At 64.0% G+C, this 19,678-nt stretch carries 23 protein-coding genes and 1 tRNA gene; 6 read left to right on the forward strand and 18 right to left on the reverse strand.

The window, feature by feature from the left end; translation table 11 throughout:
* Nucleotides 1-60 precede the first annotated feature (60 nt).
* Entirely contained in the window at nucleotides 61-1,008 is a 948-nt protein-coding gene (locus tag IEX78_RS17275) for a M23 family metallopeptidase (RefSeq protein WP_188830010.1), read from the forward strand.
* A 118-nt stretch (nucleotides 1,009-1,126) separates the two neighbouring features.
* On the opposite strand, the gene purD is transcribed toward IEX78_RS17275, so the two are convergent.
* A complete protein-coding gene (purD, locus tag IEX78_RS17280) occupies nucleotides 1,127-2,392 on the reverse strand; it encodes a phosphoribosylamine--glycine ligase (RefSeq protein WP_188830011.1) in 1,266 nt (421 codons plus the stop codon).
* A 149-nt stretch (nucleotides 2,393-2,541) separates the two neighbouring features.
* Here purD and IEX78_RS17285 point away from each other — a divergent pair, with 149 nt between their 5' ends.
* A complete protein-coding gene (locus IEX78_RS17285) occupies nucleotides 2,542-2,919 on the forward strand; it encodes a PH domain-containing protein (RefSeq protein WP_188830012.1) in 378 nt (125 codons plus the stop codon).
* Nucleotides 2,920-2,929: 10 nt separating this feature from the next.
* The gene (locus IEX78_RS17290) at nucleotides 2,930-3,355 is read left to right on the forward strand and encodes an HIT family protein (protein WP_188830013.1); all 426 of its coding nucleotides are present in this window, start codon (nucleotides 2,930-2,932) and stop codon (nucleotides 3,353-3,355) included.
* 166 nt (nucleotides 3,356-3,521) lie between these two features.
* Here IEX78_RS17290 and IEX78_RS17295 read toward each other — a convergent pair whose 3' ends face one another.
* The gene (locus IEX78_RS17295) at nucleotides 3,522-3,764 is read right to left on the reverse strand and encodes a hypothetical protein (RefSeq protein ID WP_188830014.1); all 243 of its coding nucleotides are present in this window, start codon (nucleotides 3,762-3,764) and stop codon (nucleotides 3,522-3,524) included.
* Between the two features lie 87 nt (nucleotides 3,765-3,851).
* On the opposite strand from IEX78_RS17295, the gene IEX78_RS17300 reads away from it, so the two are divergent.
* Nucleotides 3,852-4,529, forward strand: a complete 678-nt coding sequence (locus IEX78_RS17300; protein ID WP_229684060.1) for a DUF4352 domain-containing protein — start codon at nucleotides 3,852-3,854, stop codon at nucleotides 4,527-4,529.
* Here IEX78_RS17300 and IEX78_RS17305 read toward each other — a convergent pair.
* The 5 genes from IEX78_RS17305 to IEX78_RS17325 all read right to left on the reverse strand — a co-directional run bounded on the left by IEX78_RS17305 (nucleotide 4,526) and on the right by IEX78_RS17325 (nucleotide 6,633).
* A complete protein-coding gene (locus IEX78_RS17305; RefSeq protein WP_188830015.1) occupies nucleotides 4,526-4,702 on the reverse strand; it encodes a hypothetical protein in 177 nt (58 codons plus the stop codon). The two genes, IEX78_RS17300 and IEX78_RS17305, sit on opposite strands and share 4 nt — an antisense overlap.
* The gene (locus tag IEX78_RS17310) at nucleotides 4,699-5,178 is read right to left on the reverse strand and encodes a DUF4279 domain-containing protein (RefSeq protein WP_188830016.1); all 480 of its coding nucleotides are present in this window, start codon (nucleotides 5,176-5,178) and stop codon (nucleotides 4,699-4,701) included. Before IEX78_RS17310 ends, IEX78_RS17305 begins: the two co-directional genes overlap by 4 nt.
* 113 nt (nucleotides 5,179-5,291) lie before the next feature.
* Nucleotides 5,292-5,363: transfer RNA gene (locus tag IEX78_RS17315), tRNA-Thr, on the reverse strand.
* Nucleotides 5,364-5,453: 90 nt separating this feature from the next.
* The gene (locus tag IEX78_RS17320) at nucleotides 5,454-5,690 is read right to left on the reverse strand and encodes an MbtH family protein (RefSeq protein WP_043647427.1); all 237 of its coding nucleotides are present in this window, start codon (nucleotides 5,688-5,690) and stop codon (nucleotides 5,454-5,456) included.
* Nucleotides 5,691-5,799: 109 nt separating this feature from the next.
* Nucleotides 5,800-6,633, reverse strand: a complete 834-nt coding sequence (locus IEX78_RS17325) for an alpha/beta fold hydrolase (RefSeq protein ID WP_188830017.1) — start codon at nucleotides 6,631-6,633, stop codon at nucleotides 5,800-5,802.
* Between the two features lie 110 nt (nucleotides 6,634-6,743).
* Between IEX78_RS17325 and IEX78_RS17330 the strand changes: the two genes are divergently transcribed.
* Both IEX78_RS17330 and IEX78_RS17335 read left to right on the forward strand, forming a co-directional pair.
* Nucleotides 6,744-6,899: a hypothetical protein gene (locus IEX78_RS17330; RefSeq protein ID WP_188830018.1), complete on the forward strand. Its 156-nt coding sequence runs from the start codon at nucleotides 6,744-6,746 to the stop codon at nucleotides 6,897-6,899.
* A gap of 60 nt (nucleotides 6,900-6,959) precedes the next feature.
* A complete protein-coding gene (locus IEX78_RS17335) occupies nucleotides 6,960-8,477 on the forward strand; it encodes an alpha,alpha-trehalose-phosphate synthase (UDP-forming) (RefSeq protein WP_188830264.1) in 1,518 nt (505 codons plus the stop codon).
* Here IEX78_RS17335 and IEX78_RS17340 read toward each other — a convergent pair.
* The 11 genes from IEX78_RS17340 to IEX78_RS17390 all read right to left on the reverse strand — a co-directional run bounded on the left by IEX78_RS17340 (nucleotide 8,474) and on the right by IEX78_RS17390 (nucleotide 19,646).
* Entirely contained in the window at nucleotides 8,474-8,962 is a 489-nt protein-coding gene (locus tag IEX78_RS17340) for a h domain protein (RefSeq protein WP_188830019.1), read from the reverse strand. The two genes, IEX78_RS17335 and IEX78_RS17340, sit on opposite strands and share 4 nt — an antisense overlap.
* Complete coding sequence (locus IEX78_RS17345) at nucleotides 8,959-9,741, reverse strand: Rv1363c family protein (protein WP_229684061.1); 783 nt, start codon at nucleotides 9,739-9,741, stop codon at nucleotides 8,959-8,961. The genes IEX78_RS17340 and IEX78_RS17345 overlap by 4 nt, the downstream gene beginning before the upstream one ends.
* Entirely contained in the window at nucleotides 9,738-11,108 is a 1,371-nt protein-coding gene (locus IEX78_RS17350; protein WP_188830020.1) for an MCE family protein, read from the reverse strand. Before IEX78_RS17350 ends, IEX78_RS17345 begins: the two co-directional genes overlap by 4 nt.
* Nucleotides 11,105-12,307, reverse strand: coding sequence for an MCE family protein (locus IEX78_RS17355; RefSeq protein WP_188830021.1), 1,203 nt, complete (start codon nucleotides 12,305-12,307; stop codon nucleotides 11,105-11,107). The genes IEX78_RS17350 and IEX78_RS17355 overlap by 4 nt, the downstream gene beginning before the upstream one ends.
* Complete coding sequence (locus IEX78_RS17360) at nucleotides 12,307-13,512, reverse strand: MCE family protein (RefSeq protein ID WP_188830022.1); 1,206 nt, start codon at nucleotides 13,510-13,512, stop codon at nucleotides 12,307-12,309. Before IEX78_RS17360 ends, IEX78_RS17355 begins: the two co-directional genes overlap by 1 nt.
* A complete protein-coding gene (locus IEX78_RS17365) occupies nucleotides 13,509-14,567 on the reverse strand; it encodes an MCE family protein (protein WP_188830023.1) in 1,059 nt (352 codons plus the stop codon). Before IEX78_RS17365 ends, IEX78_RS17360 begins: the two co-directional genes overlap by 4 nt.
* Nucleotides 14,560-15,588, reverse strand: a complete 1,029-nt coding sequence (locus IEX78_RS17370; RefSeq protein WP_188830024.1) for an MCE family protein — start codon at nucleotides 15,586-15,588, stop codon at nucleotides 14,560-14,562. The genes IEX78_RS17365 and IEX78_RS17370 overlap by 8 nt, the downstream gene beginning before the upstream one ends.
* Nucleotides 15,585-16,790: an MCE family protein gene (locus tag IEX78_RS17375; RefSeq protein ID WP_188830025.1), complete on the reverse strand. Its 1,206-nt coding sequence runs from the start codon at nucleotides 16,788-16,790 to the stop codon at nucleotides 15,585-15,587. Before IEX78_RS17375 ends, IEX78_RS17370 begins: the two co-directional genes overlap by 4 nt.
* A gap of 4 nt (nucleotides 16,791-16,794) precedes the next feature.
* On the reverse strand, nucleotides 16,795-17,646 hold the full coding sequence (locus tag IEX78_RS17380) for an MlaE family ABC transporter permease (protein WP_188830026.1): 852 nt from the start codon (nucleotides 17,644-17,646) through the stop codon (nucleotides 16,795-16,797).
* A 4-nt stretch (nucleotides 17,647-17,650) separates the two neighbouring features.
* Entirely contained in the window at nucleotides 17,651-18,415 is a 765-nt protein-coding gene (locus IEX78_RS17385) for an MlaE family ABC transporter permease (protein ID WP_188830027.1), read from the reverse strand.
* A gap of 328 nt (nucleotides 18,416-18,743) precedes the next feature.
* Nucleotides 18,744-19,646 carry a 3-oxoacyl-ACP reductase gene (locus IEX78_RS17390; protein ID WP_229684062.1) on the reverse strand — a complete coding sequence of 301 codons (903 nt, stop codon included), beginning with the start codon at nucleotides 19,644-19,646 and terminating at the stop codon, nucleotides 18,744-18,746.
* Between the last annotated feature and the right edge of the window lie 32 nt (nucleotides 19,647-19,678).

The raw sequence follows: 19,678 nt of genomic DNA on the forward strand, positions 1-19,678 counted from the left end.
CCACGGTAGAGGACGCGTTGCTGCCCCCGGACGTGGGCGTCGCCCGATATGGTCGGCAGAATGGCTCCGATGGTGCGGGGAATGCGAGCGGGTGCGGACGAGGGTGATCCCGAGCTTTCGTCGACCGCAACTGACAACCATCACGTGACCGAGCGTGCGCTCACATATTCCGCCACCGTCGGCGCACGCCTGCGCAGCGGGGAACTCATGCGCGAATTGTCGGCGCGGTTGCCAACTCGCGACCAGTTCCGCGCGTTCGCCGTCGAGCGCCGGGTGCTGATCGGCGCCGTTATCGCCGTCGCGATCTTCGCTGGCGCAGACAGCCAACTTCCGGCAGGCGTCAGCTCTAGAACCCTCGAACCTGGCGAAGCGCAACGCGTCGCCATCGCCTATCCCCCGCAACTCGTGCCGAACCCTGAGTCGGCCGCTCGGATGATCAACGCCATCGCCGCAGGCGAGAAGCGACGCGAAGCGGGTGTTGTCGCCGACGCGACCCTAGCGACTCTCGACCGCGCGAAAGCTGAAGCGGCAGCGGCAGTTTCCGGCGGATGGCAGCCGTGGATGGGCGACCGCGCGCCCACGGTTCCCGGCGCGACGGCAGTCGGCTCGACCCCGTCGGTCGGCGGATACGCCCTCCCGGCCAAGGGCGCGTTCACCTCCGGTTTCGGCGCGCGGTGGGGCACGATGCACCGCGGCATCGACATCGCCGCCCCGATCGGCAGCCCCATCTACGCCGTCGCTGACGGCACCGTCATCGAAGCTGGCCCAGCCCAGGGCTTCGGCCTGTGGGTGCGCATCCGCCACGACGACGGCACGATCAGCATTTACGGCCACATGTACGACTTCGTCGTCTCGGCGGGAGAGCGCGTACCAGCGGGAATGCAGATCGCGCGCATCGGCAATCGTGGCGACTCGACCGGCCCGCACCTGCATTTCGAGATCGTCCAGAACGACCAGCACGTCGACCCGCAGGTGTGGTTGGGCGCGCACGGACTGACGCTCACTTAGCGCTTCGGCGTGTCGCGCCGGAATTGACTGGCATTTCCGTGCACGTTCACACCGAAAGGGCCGAATTCCGGCCAGCAGCCCGCGAACTCGCACGAAAATGCCAAACGACATGCCCGGATTAGCTGGGGATGACGACCTCGGTCGCGCCAATGTCGGTGCGGTGGTGGCTGCCGGGCAGCTTGATCTGGGCCAGTCGCGCGTATGCCCGCTCGCGCGCCTGCGCCAAATCCTCGCCAACGCCAACAACATTCAGCACACGGCCGCCTGCCGAAACCAACGCGTTGTCGGCCCGCGTCGCCGTACCCGCATGCAGGACAAGGGTTTCCGCTGCCGTGGCGGTGTCGTCGGCACCGGTGATCACGTCGCCGGTGCGCGGCCGAGCCGGGTAGTTTTCGGCGGCGATGACAACGGTGATCGCCGAGCCGTCCTTCCAGCGCGGGGCGTCGACCTCGGCGAGGCGGCCAGTCGCGGTGGCGTGCAGCAGTTCCGCGAACGGGCTGTCGAGCAGCGCGAGCACGGCCTGAGTCTCGGGATCGCCGAAGCGGCAATTGAATTCGACGACCGCAGGGCCGTCCTTGCCGATCGCGAGTCCCGCGTAGAGCAGTCCGCTGAACGCGCTGCCCCGGTTCACGAGTTCAGCGGCGACGGGCTTAACGACGTCTTCGACGATCGCGGTCAACGTCTCATCGGGCAACCACGGCAGCGGCGTGTACGCGCCCATACCGCCGGTGTTCGGGCCAGCGTCGCCGTCGCCAACGCGCTTGTGGTCCTGGGCGGGCAGCAGCGGCACGACGGTTTCACCGTCAACCAGGCAGAACAGCGAAACTTCTGGACCGTCGAGGAACGACTCAAGCAGCACTGGGTGACCCTGTTCGAGCAGCTCAGCGGCATGATCGCGGGCGGCGCGACGGTCAGCGGTCACGACAACGCCCTTGCCAGCGGCGAGTCCGTCGTCCTTGACGACCCACGTCGGGCCGAAGCGGTCGAGGGCATCGTCGAGCTCAGCGGGAGTATCGACGATCTCACTGTGCGCGGTTTTCACCCCGGCAACCGCCATGACGTCCTTGGCGAACGCCTTCGAACCTTCGATGCGCGCCGCGTCGGCAGACGGACCGAACACCGGGAAACCGGCAGCGCGCACCGCGTCGGCGACACCAAGAACCAGGGGCACTTCGGGGCCGATAACAACCAGGTCAGCGGCAACTTCGCCAGCAAGCGCGACAACATCTTCGGCCGAAGTGGCTTCAACCGGACGCAGCTCGGCGTGCTGCCCGATGCCCGGGTTGCCTGGCGCGGCGACGATCGCCGTCACCGATGGGTCGCGCCGGAGGGCGAGGACGATGGCATGTTCACGGGCTCCGGAACCGATGACGAGTACGCGCACGGGGCTTAGATTAGTCGCGCGTCGGCGCTGGTAGACGCGCGGGCCTGACGTGCCCGCCCCCTCGCGGTTTCGTTCACGCGTGCGCGAATTCTCCTAAGCCCGATAGTCGTTGCGGCAGAATGGAGCCGGGGAACACGACAGGGGAGATCATGGGACTACTCGACGGCATGATGGGCAACGCGGGTCGTATCGACCCGGGCGCCGCCCAGCAGGAGTACTCGAAACTGTTCGGTCAGGGCGAGCAGGTGTACGCGGCTTACATCCTGGTGCGCGATGCGATGCTGTTCACCAATCGTCGGCTCATCCTGGTCGACAAACAGGGCGTGACCGGGCGGAAAGTCAGCTACCACTCCATTCCGTACCGGTCGATCACGCACTTCGCCGTCGAAACCGCGGGCACCTTCGACCTCGACGCCGAGCTCTACATCTGGATCGGCAGCGGGCACGACCCCGTTAAGCAGAAGTTCACCCGTGGCGTCGATATTTATGAGGTGCAGGGCATTCTGTCGCACTACGTCGCCATCTAGTCTCGGGGGCATGGCATCTGTCTTTAGCGCGATCATCGCTGGCGATCTTCCCGGTCGATTCGTTTGGGAAGACGAAGAATTCGTCGCTTTCCTCACCATCGCCCCCGTTACCCAAGGGCACGTTCTCGTGGTTCCGCGTGCCGAGATTGATCAGTGGCAAGACGTCGATCCTGCGGTTTTCGCCCGGCTGAACGGGGTTGCGCAGAAGATCGGCCAGGCAGTGCGGGCGGCGTTCGACGCACCGCGCGCCGGGCTGCTCATCGCCGGGCTTGAGGTTCCGCACCTGCATATGCACGTGTTCCCCGCTTTTTCGCTGGGCGACTTCGACATCACCGGCGCGGATACGAACCCGTCGGCCGAGTCCCTTGACGAGGCGCAAACCAAGATCAAGGCGGCGCTGCGCGAATTAGGTTATGGCGCACAGGTTCCCGCTTGATTTGATTCCGGCGGGTAGGTGATCGTTGTCCCGTCGACATGAGCGAACGACGTGAGCTTGTGCGGCGGGGCCAACGCGGCACCGACTTTCGAATTTCTCAGTCTGCCAAGGCCTGCGAGATAAATGTAGTCAATTCCTGCGCTCGTTAAGCTCTTCACTAATGCGCTTAGCGCCAGGCAGGGGCTTTGTTGGCGTAGTCGTCGTAGGCGTTGCGCAGGCCACCTGCCACTTCGGCAGTCACTTCGAATAACGCTTGGGCTTTGGGGTCGGAAATGTGGCCGATATTCTGCCTCGCGGCCTCGATAAGCGCGGTGAGCATATCCCGCAGATGCGCGGCTTGTTGGGCGGGAGAGACCTGGTCATTCATGTCGATTTCCCTTCGGTCGCCGTTGTACCGCGATTCTGTCACAGCGCTAGTTTGCGTCGAAGTTTTGACGACCGAGTTGGCACGTTTTCGAGCAATTGTTACGCACCTCCGGGCTGAACAATTAGCTAAATGACAACGCCTCCGCCCTACCCTCCCCCACCCGGCGGCCCGCCGCCTTACGGCTCATACGGCCCGCCCGGCGGTTACCCGCAGCAGCCGCCGAGGAAGAAGTCGAACGCGGGGATCATCGTCGGCATTGTCGCCGCGGTATTCGTGCTGTGCGGCATGGGCGGTTGCGTCGCGTTCTTGGTGTCGACGAGCGATTCCGACGACGCGGACGCGACCTTTAGCCAGCCAACGACGTCAATTCAGGCCGAGATAGGCCCAGACCCGGCGTCCCCCGGCCAACCAAGCCAGCCCCCTGCCGCGTCGGTACGCGACGGAAAATTCGAATTCACAGTGGTCGCTGTTGACCCACCCGTGCCAGTGGTCGGCGATGACTTCCTGCAGGAAACGGCACAGGGCGAATTCATCGTCGTGCATCTGACCATCGGCAACACCAGCAAGGAAGCGCAGAGTTATTCGAGCGACGACCAGAAGTTGGTCGACACCCAAAACCGCGAATACACGCCCGACTCAGGTGCCGACCTGATCATCAACGGCGAGTCAGCGTGGTTCACCGAAATCAACCCGGGAAACGCAATCCAGGTTGCTTTGGCCTACGACGTCTCCCCCGGCACGGTCCCCGCGAAACTGGAGGTACACGACTCCTTCTTGTCCGACGGCGCAACAATCGCTTTGCGTTAGGTCAGCGAGACGGGATACGCACTTTCGGCCGTGAGCCCACTCCGTGCGTCCACAACCGGCAGCTTCTCGGTGAAGATGACCATCGCGCCGTCGGCCTGCCGAAATGCAACCTCAACGAATCCAGGAAACGCATCATCAACCCACCGCGTCGCTTCAGCGTTCAAGCGCATCATGACCGGACGGTCCCATCGTTCGCATCATCATTCAAGCTGTATTCGTCAACGTCGAGTTCCGTCTTGGTCGACGCCAGGAACTCGAGCACCGACAGCGGTAGGTGCCAGCCCAACGGTCGAGGATATTCTCGGGCTCGATCGAGAGACGTGCCAGCGGGCGCAGGCCCGACTCCGTCCGGATCACCGAAATACCGCACGACCTGCATCACGGAGCTGACCTCGTCGTCAGCGCAAAGCGAAACGAGTTCGGCACGGATCGGTGCCAACCGGTCAACCAGACATTGAATTTGGTCGTCGACGCTTTCGTCGCTGCGACAGACAACCTTCCATGCATTGACGCGGGGGATGACGTGTTCAGGTGAACGACTGCCCATGACAAGCACCTCGTCGGGCTCCATCCCCAGCCGCGCGCTCATCTCCACCGCAGACAGTGCGGTGCTTTCCACCGAGAAATAGGAGTACTGACTTACCTTCACGTCGCAGATCCCACCACAGATGCGGCCGACCCTCGACTTATTTTGTGTTCACTTACAACAACGGCAGGGCCTCTACCCCTCGCGCAAGCAAACGGGAGAAACCCTGCCTATTGAGCCCCCTGTCAGGATTGAACTGACGACCTTTCGCTTACAAGGCGAGTGCTCTACCACTGAGCTAAGGAGGCGGGTCTAATCGGCGACCATCATATGACGGGCGCGTTCGTCGCGTGGCACCGGGGATCGGTGCCACGCGAGAAGCGGCGGGCTAGGGCCGCCTAGGACTGGGCGCGGGCCGCGTCGTCGGCAGCCATCGCGTCGCGCAGGCTCTTCGGCCGCATGTCGGTCCAGTTCTTTTCGACGTATTCGACGCACGCGGCCCGGCTGTCTTCGCCAAACACGACACGCCATCCCGCCGGGACCTCCGCGAATGCGGGCCACAGGGAATGCTGCTCTTCGTCGTTGACCAGAACGAAGAACCGGCCGTCCTCGTCGTCGAAGGGGTTGGTGCTCATTTCACCTCACTGGATTTACTGGCGCTGTGTATGCGGATTGCTCGGTGCGTGATGCCACCGGGCGTTGTGTCGACCCTAGCAAGGCATACGTTACGCGTAGGCGGTTACCTCAGGCCGCGAAAAAATCGAGGAGGATCTTGTTGACCACCTCTGGCCGTTCCAAGTAACCGAAGTGGCCCGCGTCAGGGATCTCCTGGTATTGGGCCCCGGGAATGGCCTCGGCCACCTCCCGCGACAGGTAGGGCGGAATCATCCTATCATCGGCGAAGCCGATCGCCAGGCTGGCAACTTTGATCCCACGGTAGGCAGCGCGCCGGTCAAACTCATGATCCATCGACCGCTGAGCGCGAATTCCGGGGGAGGTCGGCCCAACGGTGAACTCGAAAACGTCGAGCCAATCGCGGGCAGCGCCGGCATCGGCCATCGTCGCTGGCGACAGGTTCATCACCGCCGTCATCGCCGCTTCGAACTTCGCAGGCAACTGCACGCCCGCCTTGTCGAGGTCCTGCTCGCCAAGCGACAGCGTCTTCTGGAATTGGTCAAGTCGCGCGTGCCCGGCCATGTACACCGCTTTGCGAACGAGGTCGGGCCGAACCAGCGCGAGCTCTTGCGCGACACGCGCGCCCATCGACGTCCCAACAACGAACGCGGGCCCTTCGCCAAGGAACTCGATCAGCGCGGCGGTGTCGGCGACGAGGTCGTCGATCCGAATCCCCGCAGCCGACTCAAACGACGGCGCGATCCCCCGATTGTCGAACGTGCACACGCGGTACCCCGCCGCGACAAGCGCGGGCACCTGATGCAAATCCCACACTCGACCAGGCGACCCGGTCCCCATGATCAGCACGACCAGCGGACCGCCACCAGCTACGTCGGTGCCCTTGGTACGGTCGCCCTTGACTTGGTAATTCAGTGCGATGCCGTTCACCGTGGCCAGTGGCATGGTTGAGCCTTTCGTAACAGGTCAGCTTGGGATCACCGGTCGTGCACCGGCGCCCGATAGTATTGACTACTCGCAGATACGAGCGTATTGGAAACGGGAGGACCCACGATATGGCCGCGAAGAGCAGTCCTGAAATCGCCGACGACGAGCTTGAGCCGCTCACCGACGAGACCGCTCGCCAGGCCCAACGGGTCGTCGCCGCCTACGCCGAAGACGCTGATGAGTGCCGCATGCTGCTTTCGATGCTGGGCATCGGCCCCAACTAAGTCAAACAACCTCACAGCGGGACCCTGCGACGCGCAAAGGATGCGTTAGTGGACAACAAGATCGAGCCACCGTCCAACGACGACCACCCCGAGCAGAACGAACGTCCATCAGGATCTGGGTTCGTTGTCGTCGCCAACCGACTTCCCGTCGACCTTGAGCGCCTGCCCGACGGAACAACCCGCTGGAAGCGCAGCCCAGGCGGGCTAGTCACGGCGCTTGAGCCGGTACTGCGCAGCAATAAGGGCGCGTGGGTCGGCTGGGCTGGCGTTCCTGACGTCGACATTGAGCCGATCATCGAGGACGGCCTTGAGCTCTACCCCGTCCGCCTCACCGCGCAAGAAGTTGAGGACTATTACGAGGGCTTCTCCAACGCGACGCTGTGGCCGCTCTACCACGACGTGATCGTGCGCCCGGTGTACGACCGGGCATGGTGGGCCGCCTATGTCGAGGTCAACCGACGTTTCGCTGAGGAGACAGCGAAGGTCGCCGCCGAAGGCGCGACGGTCTGGGTGCAGGACTACCAGCTGCAACTTGTCCCGAAAATGCTGCGGATGTTACGGCCGGATCTGACCATCGGCTTCTTCCTCCACATCCCGTTCCCGCCGGTCGAGCTGTTCATGCAGATGCCGTGGCGCACCGAAATCGTCGAGGGCCTGCTCGGTGCCGACCTGATCGGTTTCCACCTGCCCGGCGGCGCGCAAAACTTCCTCTACCTGGCTCGGCGCCTTGCCGGCCAACCAACGTCGCGCGGCACGATCGGCGTTCGCTCGAAGTTGGGTGTTGTCCAGGTCGGGTTCCGCACCGTGCGCGTTGGCGCGTTCCCGATTTCGATCGACTCAGCCGACCTTGACGAGCATTCGCGCCGTCGCAGTGTCCGCGAGCGGGCCGCGAAAATCCGTGCGGAACTTGGCAATCCGAAGAACATCATGCTCGGCGTCGACCGCCTCGACTACACCAAAGGCATCGACATTCGCCTCAACGCCCTGCAAGAGCTATTGGAAGAGGGTCGCGTCGACCCTGCCGAAACCGTGATGGTCCAGCTCGCGACGCCAAGCCGCGAACGCGTGCAGAGCTACATCAAGATGCGCGGCGACATCGAACGTCAGGTCGGGCGCATCAACGGCGAATTCGCCCGCGTCGGATACCCGGTCGTGCACTACCTGCACCGCCCGATCCCCCGCGACGAGCTCATCGCCTTCTTCCTCGCCGCCGACGCCATGCTTGTCACGCCCCTGCGCGACGGCATGAACCTGGTCGCGAAGGAATACGTCGCCTGCCACAGCGACCTCAACGGCGCGTTGGTGCTCAGCGAATTCACCGGTGCCGCTGCCGAATTGCGTCAGGCGTACCTGTGCAACCCGCACGACCTCGACAGCGTCAAAGACGCGATCGTCGGCGCTCTCGACGATGACCGCGAGACGAAACGCCGAAGGATGCGGTCGATGCGTAGGCAAGTCCTCATCCACGATGTTGACCGCTGGGCGAAGGCGTTCCTTGACGCGCTCGCCCAGAGCAACGTCGCGGGCAGCGCGCTGCTCAGCGACAACGAGTTCACGAACGAGGACGGCTCCCGCTAAATCGGCGTCACCTGCGCGACCAACCACCGGTTGTCGGCGTGGTCGAGCGCCACGCGAACGCGACTGCCCGACGTCGTGCCCTGCGGGGTGTCCTTGCTCGTCGTGAGCTGGTTTAGGTACAGCAGCACGACGGCGTGCTCGGCGTCGGCGGAAACCACACCTTCGGCCTGCGTCGTCGCCTTAACCGTGAGCTGCTTTTCCTTCGCCCCCGGCGCGATGGCCTGCTTGATGAGCTGTAGGTAGTCGGCTTTGAACGCGTCGCTGAGGTTGTCGGCGACCTTCGGCAATTCGGTGTCGACGGTGCCGGGCTCGTAGGTGAACATCGCGCTCACCGTGCGACTCGCGGTCGACAGCGCGTCGGTGCGCGCCTGCTCAACGCGCCCGTGCTCCCACAGTTGGTACCCGCCGACGCCGAGCACGACGGCAGCGAGCACCGCGACGATCCCGAGCACACTGAACACAATCTTGATGGCGCGCTTGCTCATCCGACGAACTCCACCTTCGACACCGTCATTCCGGTCGGTCCATTACTCACGGTTATCCGGAACCGATACTGCCGCGCTTGTGGTTCGGCCGAGCCGGTGTTGCTCACCATCTGCTTGGCGGCGACGAGCACCTTCGCCGACTGATCATCGGCTGACTCGATCCCCGACTCGACAACTTCGCCGGTCGACGACACCTTCGCCTGCTGCACCACGCTCATAAACGGGTCGACGCGCCCGTCAAACTCACTTTTGAACTCACCGGAGGCGAGCGAGAGAATCCGGTCGATGTCGGCCTTGGCCGAGTCAGCGCGGATGGTTGTCAGGTTGATGACGGCCTGGCGCGCGGTCGCGGTGTACTGCTCGCGCAGGTCGTCGGAATGCGCCGCTGACCTGGCCGCAAGCGTGGTGAACACCGCGCCGACGACGAGGGCGATCACGGCGATCGACGCGGCTGCGAGGCCGATGAGCGCACCGACACTCTTGCGACGCCCGGCGTCGTCGGCCACACTTTCGGCCGAATCGCCTTCGGCAACAGCCACTTTCGCGAGCGAAGGCGACCCATCAGCGCCGCCGCTTGACGGTCCATCCGCGCCCGCGCTGCCTGCACTCTGGGACAGCTTGTCAACGGACGCTGCGGTCGGACGCCCCTTCGCGACTGGTGCGTCCACAGGCGCAGCATCCGTGACGGCCGCCGCACTCACCGCAACACCCAACTCCCCATCAACCGGCGGCCCAGCAAGCCGCCCAGCCCGCCGACGCGGCTTTCGTGTCTCACTCACTTTTGCTGCTCCTCCATCATCGCCTGCCATGACGCGGGGACAATCCCCGAACCATCGGCGGCGACATCACCCTGGCGGTACGTGCGTCCGTCTGTTCCCAAATAGCTCGTAGTTGACGGATCGTAGGGACGTGCGGCGGCCGGTGCGACCGGAACGACGGGATTGACTGGGCCATAAGGGGGATTGTCACCCGTCGGCACGTAGCCGGTCCGGCACAGCTCCGGCGTTGGCGCGCGGACGCCCGGGTACTCCATACACGGCGTGTTGCGAATACCGCGCACGGCGATCGGCGAATCTTGGGCAACCTTGCAGTAAAGCCCGGGCGGGGTGTCCATCGGCGAAAGGTCGCTCGGCTCACGCTGCTGATCGGCGGGCAAGAAGCCGGTGGTGCACGCGGGCGGATCGCCAAAGACGGTCATAAAGTCGACCATCACGCCGTAGTCGATCGGCCCGCGAATGACGGTTTTCAGCGCGGCGATCAGCGGCGGGAAGACAACAAGCAACTGCTCGATACCCGGGTTGTATGTCACGCCGACCTGGCCAATGCTCACGAGGTTGCGCGTCAGGATCGGCAGTGTCGGACGCAATTCGCTGAACTGCTGATTTACCCGCGCCATCGCGGCGGGTGAATCGTTCAGTAGGTTGCGCAACGCTGGATCATGTTGGCGCAGCTGATCAGTCACGATCGCGAGGTCGGCCGTCCACGATCGGATCGCCGCGTCGGACCTGACTTGGGTGTCGAGCAACGGCCCGATCTGTTCGATCAGTTTCTTCGTCGGCTCAACGTCGGTTTCGGCCTGCTGAATCAACAGCGCTGCCGAATCGATGAAGCGTTGCAGGTCGGGTCCGGTGCCGTTGAACGCGCGGAACGCCTCGTCGATCACCTGCCGCAGCTTGGTGTCGGCGACCCCGGAAAGCAGCCGGTCGGTCTGGTCGAGCAGCGCCCCAACATCCTGCGGCAACCGCGTGCGCTGCGCCGGAATCACCGACCCGTCGCGCAGCACCGCCGAACCCGGCTTCGACTCGGGGACCAGGTCGACGTACTGCTCGCCGATCGCCGAAACACTGCGCACCCATGCCGTCGAGTCGACGGGAATGCGGTAGTCGCTGTCGATCGACAGGTCGGCTTCCACTCCCGCGGGCGTAAGCCGGACCGCGTCGACCTTGCCGACGTTGGTGCCACGATAGGAAACGTTCGCCGTCGGATAAAGTCCGCCCGTCGCATCGAGTTGCACGGTCACGCCGTACCGACCGATGCCGAACATCGCGGGGACCTGCACGTAAACGCCACCCATGATGACCAGGCCAATCACGGTCAGCACCGCGAAAATCCCGAGCTGCGTGCGGACGAAGCGGGTGAGCGTCATCGCTGGCCTCCGAGCGGGGCGGTGAGGCCGGGAATCGCGGGGAGGCCGGGGATGGACGGCAAGCCAGGCAGAACGGGGGCGGCCGGTGCGGGCGGGGCGAGCGGTGCCGTTGCCGGGTTGGCCGCGTCAGTCGCCGTGTTCGGGGCGAAACTGCCGATCACGCCCTCGACCCCACCAAAGCGACCACCGAGCGGGGTTCCGGTGAGCCAGTTGCTGTCGAGCCGCTTGCCAGTCATGTCAACGGTGATGAAGAGGTTCAGGTAGTCGCCTTTGATCGCGTTGCCGAGGTTTTTGATCGGGAACGGGAAGGTCGGCAGGATGCGCATCGCGGTCACGAGGTTGGTTCCAGTATCGGCGAGGGTTTGCAGCACGGGCGAAAGCGCGCGCAGGTTCGCTTTGAGGTCGTCGCCGCTTGTTTGAATCAGCCGCTCACTGACCGAGCTCAAATCTCCCAGCGCGACAAGGGTATTCGACAGCGTTTCGGTGCGATCCGCGATCACGGTGAGCGCCGGATGAATCTGCTCAAGCGCGCGAGCGAGCACGTCTTTTTGCCCTGCGAGGTTGCCAGCGAGTCGGTCTAGGCCGTTCATCGCGGCGATAATGCTGCCGGTCTGTCGGTCGAGGTTGGTCGTGAGCTCGTTGAGTTGGGGAATCAGGTCGGCGATCTCGCCCGTTCGACCGCGCACCATCGCGTTGAGCTCGGTGGTGATCGTCTCCAACTGCGCGATGCCGCCGCCGTTGAGCACCACCGAAAGTGACGAGAGCACCTGCTCAGTCGTGGGATAGGCACCCGCACGCTCAAGCGGAATAATATCGCCGCCCTTGAGCTGACCGGCTGCGGGTTCGGTTGTCGGCGCGGCCAATTCGAGGTGATTACTACCGAGCAGCGATGTCTGACCGATCTTGGCGACCGCGTTCGCAGGCAACCGCACATCGGGATTCAGCGACACCGTGACGAGCGCGTGCCAGCCTTCGACTTCGATGCCAATCACGTTGCCTACGTTGACATCTTCGACGCGAACAGGGGAATTGCGGGTCAACGTAGTCACATTCGGCATCTGCACCTGAACCTGATACGACCCCGGTGCCGTGCCCTGCGAGCCCGGCATGTCAACGGAGTTGAGGCCGTCCCACTGACAGCCGGAAATCCCAAGCCCAACCGCGACAGTTAAAGCGCACCAAGCTAATTGACGTCTCATCACGCGCCTCCTGGAACCGCGAGCCCGGCAAGCCCGTTGGGCACGCCAACCTCGGATGCGAGCCCCGGCTGGCTGTAAACGAGCTGATTGGGGAACGCCGTCACACTCGACGCCGGGTTCGCCATGATTGGCACGTAATTCATTGCGAGCGAGCTAATTACGGGTGCGAGGTACTGCGCGCACAGGTCCGCTGACCGGTTCGAATCGTTGTGCTCAAGCGCGCGAATCGACCCGCACAGGAACGCCAACGGGTTGGCTGGATTGTTCAGCGCGATCGCCCCTGACAGCGTGCCCTGGGCAGGCTTGTAGATCTGATAGAAGTTCACCAGCGCGGTCGGCGCGGCATGCAGCACGCGTTCAAACTCGGGCCGCTTATCAACCAACTGTTGTGTGACCGCGCCCAGCCGCTGGACGCCTTCGGTGAGCTGTGGGCCGCTGTTGTCGAGGAAACGCTTCACGTCGGCGAGCGCGGCGTCGAGGTCGTCGAGACCCGCACCCAACTCGCTCGACGCGCCGGCAAGCACCGACGAAACCGAGGCGAGTCGGCCGCTGAACTGCACGATCTGTTCGTTGCTCGCCGACAGCACGTCAACGAATTTTTGCAGGTTGCGAACGGTCGCGAACAGGTCGGTCCTGCCGTCGGACAGCGTGGTCATCGTTGCCGACAACTCACGCAGCGTCGTGCGGAACGCGTCGCCGTTGCCGTCCATATTCGCGGCCGCGGTATCGACAAACCTGCCGAACGAACCCTGCTTGTCATCGCCCACTGGGCCCAAAGTGGTTGCCAGACTCGACAACTCAGCCTTGATGTCGTCCCACTCGACCGGAACGGCAGTGCGTTCGATCGGAATCTTCGCTCCATCAACAAGTTTCGGTCCGCCCGTGTAGGCCGGTGCCAACTGGATGAACCGCGCCGAAACCAGGGAAGGCGCGATCAGCACCGCGCGCGCGTCGGCGGGCAGCTCGACGGATTTGTCGATGCTCATCCGCACCGCGACCCGCCCCTCCCCCGGCTCGATCGCGTCGATGCGCCCGATGGTCACGCCGAGAACGCGCACCTCGTCGCCGACGTAGAGCCCGGTTGTCGAGGTGAATGACGCGGTCACCGTCGAGGTGCGCAGCCCGGTGACGACATACGCGATGCCGCCGACCAGCGCTAATACAACGACGGCAGCTACCGCGTAACTCCAGCGTGGGAACTTCATCGCGGCGGCTCCGTCTTTGCTGGGTCGATGCCCGGCGGCCGTGGATGGGTGAAAATGTCGATCACGTCCTGCGGCAAATGTTCGGGCCAGACGAGCGCGTCGACGAGCGGGCGCAGCTCGGTGCTCGTCGCGTTCACCACGTAGGCGTTGAACCACGGCCCGTTGCCGACCTGTTCGCCAAGCGCGGCCGCGTACGGGCCGAGTCCGTCGAGCGCGTCCGAGATGTTCTGCTTATTGCGTTGCAGGAGCCCGAGCACCGAGTTGAGCTTGGTGAGCACGGGTTTCATCTGCGACTCGTTATCAGCGACGAGTCCCGACAACTGCTTGGCGACCGCGTCAACGTAAACGATCATCTGGTTGATCGCGGCGCGGCGATTGTCGAGTTCGCCGAGCAGGTTATTGCCGTCGAGCAGCAGCATGTTCAGCTGCGTACTGCGGTCGGCTAGGGTCTTCGTCACCGTCTGCGCGCGAGCGAGCAACTGCGTAAGGGCCTGGTCGCGCGTGTTGATGCTGCGCGAAAGCGCGGTCACCCCGTCGAGTGCGGTCCGCAGTGGGCCGGGGGTGTCCTTGAAGGCAGCCGACAGCGTGTCGAGGGTCTGATCAACCTGGTTCATGTCGAGGTCACGCACGGTCGCGCCGAGGTCGCCGAGCGCTTCATTGAGCGAATACGGCGACGTGGTGCGTTCCAGCGGAATCGTGTCGGCAGCGCGTAGAGTGCCGGTGCCCGCGGGCACCACCTCAAGCGATTTGCGCCCGAGCACGGTGTTGGTCTTGATCGCCGCGGTTGACTTGGTGCCCAACGGAATTGACTCATCGAGCCGGAACCGAACGAGCACCTTCGCGCCGGACAACGAAACCTTCTCAACCTCGCCCGACCGCACGCCAGCAACCTGCACCGCATCGCCGGGGACAAGCCCGCCCGCGTCGAGGAAGTACGCGGTGAAGATCGCACCCGATCGAACAAACGGCAGCTTCGAATACTGCAGCGTCGCAAGCGAAATCGTGATCGCTAGCACGATGCCGACCACGCCAATGGTCACCTTGCGCTCACTCATTCGGCGTGCACCTTCCGGTCGCTTGCAGGCCCGGCATCTTTACTTCCATCGGCTGACCGTTCGGTCCGTCGATGAGGAAGTTGGTCCCGCATACATACAGCTGCAGGAACGAGCCGTATGCGCCGATGCGAATGAGCTTCTTGTAGGTGTCGGGCAGCCGATCGAGTACCCATTGCAGTTCGTCGGACCCGTTGTCGAGATTCGTTGCGAGCCTGCCAGTTTGGTTGATCGTCTCGCGCAGGTCGGGTCGCGCTGTGACGAGCAGATCGTTGAGTTCCTTGGTCGCGCCCGCGATACGTGGCAGCGCGGCTCCGATCGGATCCCGTTGTGCGGCAAGCCCACTCACGGTGCGTTGTAGCTCGTCGATGGTGGTACGGAACTGGGCGTCGCGCTGGTCGATGGTGCCGAGCACGGTGTTGAGGTTGTCGATCACGCTGCCGATCAGCGCGTCGCGGTCGCCGAGCGTCTTGGCGAAGCTGCCGCCACTGTTGAGCAATGAGACGAGCGTGCCGCCTTGGCCTTGGAAGATCTGCAACAGCGCTGCGGTGAGGTCATTGACTTGGCCCGGGTCGAGTCCACGCAGCAACGGCTTGAAGCCGCCAAGCAACAGGTCCAAATCCAGTGCGGGCGTTGTCTGTTCGCGTCCGATCGTCGCACCGTCGGCAAGTACGCGAGGCGACCCGGCACCCTGGGTGAGTTCGAGGTACCGATCGCCGACGAGGTTTTCGTACTTGATCGCCGCGTGTGTGCTGGCAAGAAGCTGATACTTGTGGTCGACGTCGAACTGCACGTGCGCGAGCCGGTCGTCGCCGACGCGCACCGAGTTCACCGTCCCGACCGGCACGCCAGCGATGCGCACCTTCGCGCCAGGCAGCATGCCCGACGAGCTGGTGAACACCGCGTGGTAGCCGTTTTCCGCCGAGAATCGCGCCTGGCTCAGCACAATGGCGAGGCCGGCGAAAACGAGCGTCATCACGATGGTGAAGATCGCGAGCTTGATGGTCGTCGCGGTGTTTTTCACTTCGCCGTCACCCCCGGCAGGCCAGCGAAGAGCATTTGGAACACGTTCGGCACCCCGTTGAGCTGCGGTGATCCGGTGCGCGGCGCGTACGGCGCGCCCTGGTTGGTATCGGTGACGAGGTAGTTGGCGTGGCTGCCGGGCACGCGGTCGACAACACCCTCACAGCGCGGGCCGCCAGTCGCGTTCACCTTCGGCAGGTCGTTCGGGTACTGGTAGGGCGATGCGCCGAACATGAAGTTGGTGTTCATGCCAATGCCGGGCAGGATGCCGCCGAACATCGCTTCGGCGGTCGGCATCAGCGGGGCGATGCCGTTGATGATGCAGCTGAGCGCGGGCGCGTAGTCCCACAGCAGTTTGGTCGTTGGGCGAAGCAAGTCCAGGGCGGTGGTGATCTGAGCTTCGTTCTCGTGCAACACCGTTGACGTTGTATCGGCCAGGCCACTGACGTTCACCAACACCTCGTCGAGTTGCGCGGAGAGTTCGCTGATGGACTTGGCTGTCACCGTCGCGTTGTCGGCGGTGCGTAGGAGCGAACCGGAAACGTCGGCGTAGGTGTTGGTCACCGTCGCGGTCTTGTCGAGGTCGGCCTGGAGCGTCGGCAGCGTTGGGTTGATTTCGTGCAGGTAGCGGTCGGTGCGGGACAGCAGGTCGCCCATTTTGTCGCCACGTCCGCCGAGCGCGGTGCCGAGCGCGGTCATCGTCGCGTTGAGTTTTTCGGGCTCGACCTGGGCGAGCACGTCGGACAGATGTTGGAAGAGGGTATTGAACTCGACGGTGACCGCCGAGGACCGCACGGTCGTCCCTGGCTTGAGCGCCTGGGTCGACGCCTGGTCTGGCACAACGAAATTCACGTACTTCGCGCCGAAGACCGTGGTCGAGCGAATGTCGACGCCAGCGTTGGCGGGAACCATCGCGAGCAGGTCGGGGTCGACGTCGAGCCGTAATTGCGCGCGGTCGCCGTCAACGTCGATCGACGAAACGCGGCCGATTTCAACCCCGCGCACCTTCACCTTCGCGTCCGGGTCTAACACGAGACCGGAGCGCGGCGCGTCAACGAGAACCGTTGCGGTCTGGGTGAAATCGCCACGGAACAGTGCGAGCGCGTAGCTCGCACCCGCCGCGAGCAGCCCAACCAAGGTGAGCGCGGCGAGTTTCTTCCCGAGCCCACCCGCGAACGCGGTCTTGAAAACTTTGGCATTCATCGCGCTACCCCGAGAGGTGGAAGTTGCCGGAAGTGCCGTAGATGGCAAGGGAGATCAGCAACGTCACAGTGACAACAGCGACGAGCGAAGCGCGCACCGCGTTGCCAACCGCGACGCCGACCCCGACCGGGCCACCGGCGGCGTGGAAGCCGTAATAGGTGTGGATGAGCATCACCGCGAGCGCCATCGTGATGGCCTGGGCGAACGACCAGAGGATGTCGCTCGGGATCAAGAACGTCGAGAAGTAGTGGTCGTAAACGCCAGCGGACTGGCCATAAATGACGACGGTGGCGAAGCGGCTCGCGACGAACGAAGCGATTACCGCCAGCGCGTACAGCGGGATGATCGCGATCATGCCAGCGAGCACCCGCGTCCCGACAAGGAACGGCACTGGCCGGATGGCCATCGATTCAAGCGCGTCGATTTCCTCGGCAACCCGCATCGCGCCGAGCTGGGCGGTCGCGCCCGCGCCGATCGTCGCGGCCAAGCCGATCCCCGAAATCACCGGTGCCGCGATGCGCACGTTGATGAACGCGGCGAAAAAGCCGGTGAGTGCTTCAACGCCGATGTTGCCGAGCGACGAATACCCTTGCACCGCAATGGTTCCGCCCGCCATCAGCGTCAAGAACCCGACGATCACCACGGTGCCGCCGATCACGGCGAGCGCGCCGGTGCCCATGCTGATCTCGGCGACGAGCCGGATGGTTTCGGTGCGGTAGTAGAGCAGCGCGCGCGGCACGGATGCGATGGCCTTCACAAAGAAGATCGCCTGATTGCCAAGGGAGTCAATCGAATTCGATACTCGCTTGATGCGGCGGAGGCCTCGCGGGAACTTGCTGCGGATCACGATCGCCATCGGGTCACCGCACCGTGAATTCGAGACCGACCGCGGTGACAACCACGTTCACAACAAAGAGCGCCATGAACGCGAAGACAACCGTTTGGTTCACCGCGTCCCCGACGCTCTTGGGGCCACCCTTGACTTGCAAGCCGAGATAACACGCGACCATCCCGGCAATCAGCCCGAAGAGGCCGGCTTTGACCTCGGAAATCAGCAGCTCGGGCAGGTGCGTGAGCAGCGGAATACCGTTCACGAACGCGCCCGGGTTCACGCCTTGCAGAAAAACGGAGAACAGGAAGCCGCCGACAATGCCGATCGTGCAGACCAGGCTGTTGAGCATCAGCGCGACGAACATCGACGCGAGCACGCGCGGGACGACAAGTCGACCGATCGGGTCGATGCCGAGCACCTTCATCGCGTCGATTTCCTCGCGAATGGTGCGGGCACCGAGGTCGGCGCAGATGGCCGTCGCACCCGCGCCAGCGACGATCAACACCGTGACGATCGGGCCAACCTGAGTGACCGCGCCGAAGGCCGCGCCCGCCCCGCTGAGGTCGGCGGCACCAATCTCGCGAAGCAGGATGTTGAGCGTGAAGCTCACCAGGACGGTGAACGGAATCGCGACCAACAACGTTGGCACGATCGACACGCGCGCGACGAACCATGACTGGTCGACGAACTCGCGAAATTGGAAGGGCCGCCGGAAGGAAGCTTTCGCGACTTCGGCACTGAGTTCGAAGAACCCGCCGACCGCCCGCAACGGCACAGCAAGGAGGTCATTCATCTGTTTCCTCCTCGCTCGCTGCGCGGGTGTTGCCACCCGCATCTCGCTTCCGCACCGCGACCCCGATCTGAAGACTGACCAAAGACTAGAACACGTTCACACGAATGTCTGGCGTTTAAGAAGACCCAGACCAGGACTTTTTCGGGAAATTTGTCCGCATAATTGAAACGAACACTTGCCGACAGCCTCCTACCTCGTGTGAGGCGTCACACACCCCGACGCTCATGTCTACCAACACTCGGTCAAGTGATCAATAGGAACGTTTCGGGGTGTGACTCACCGGAGAATGGCCGCCAACTTCTGGCTAACTCGCGGGCTAACCTACCGGCTAACCAAGATCGCGTAGCGACCTCGCGCTGAACGTCCAGTCGGCAGGACGGTCAGCGAAGTGCGCGCCGATCGCGGCGGCGAGGTCGTCGTCGGCCCATTCCGCGCCGGGCGCGTCGAAACGGGCTTCGACCTCCGGTGCCGCCATCAGCGCGACCATTGGGCCGTAGACGACGAACACTTGCCCGCTCACCGCGTCGGCGGCGGGCGAAGCGAGGTAACTAACAAGGCGCGCAACATGTTCGGGTGCGAGCGGGTCGACTGCCGACTCCGGTGCCGCTTCAAAGACCGACTCGGTCATTGCCGTGCGTGCGCGTGGGCAAATCGCGTTGGCGCGCACGCCGTAGCGCGAAAGTGCCCGTGCCGCAGACAAAGTCAGCGCGGTGATGCCCGCTTTCGCCGCACCGTAGTTGGCTTGACCCTCGGGGCCGAGCAGACCAGCCTCCGACGAGGTGTTGATCAGCCTGCCGTAAACCGGGCCACCTTCGGCCTTCGACTTCGCGCGCCAGTAAGCGGCCGCATTGCGCGAAAGCAGGAAGTGACCGCGCAGATGCACCGCGAGCACGGCGTCGAAGTCGTCGTCAGACATGTTGAACAACATGCGATCTCGGGTGATGCCCGCGTTGTTGACGACGATGTCGAGACCACCGAGGGCGGTTTCCGCCGTGCTCACGAGCGCGTCGGCAGTGGCGCGTTCAGCGACGCTACCTCCGACGAATTCCGCTTTGCCACCGAGTTCTCTGATGGCACTGAGGGTTTCGGCCGCAGCTTCCTCGGTGAGGTCGTTGACCACCACCGCCGCACCCGCCGCCGCAAGCGCGACTGCCTCCGCCCGGCCCAAGCCCGCGCCCGCACCGGTGACAATCGCAACGCGGCCTGCCAAAGTAGTCTGGATCACACTCACCGGGCCGACTTTAGAACGTGTTTCAGTCTTCG

The sequence above is a fragment of the Nocardia camponoti genome (assembly GCF_014646135.1).
Classification (GTDB): domain Bacteria; phylum Actinomycetota; class Actinomycetes; order Mycobacteriales; family Mycobacteriaceae; genus Nocardia; species Nocardia camponoti.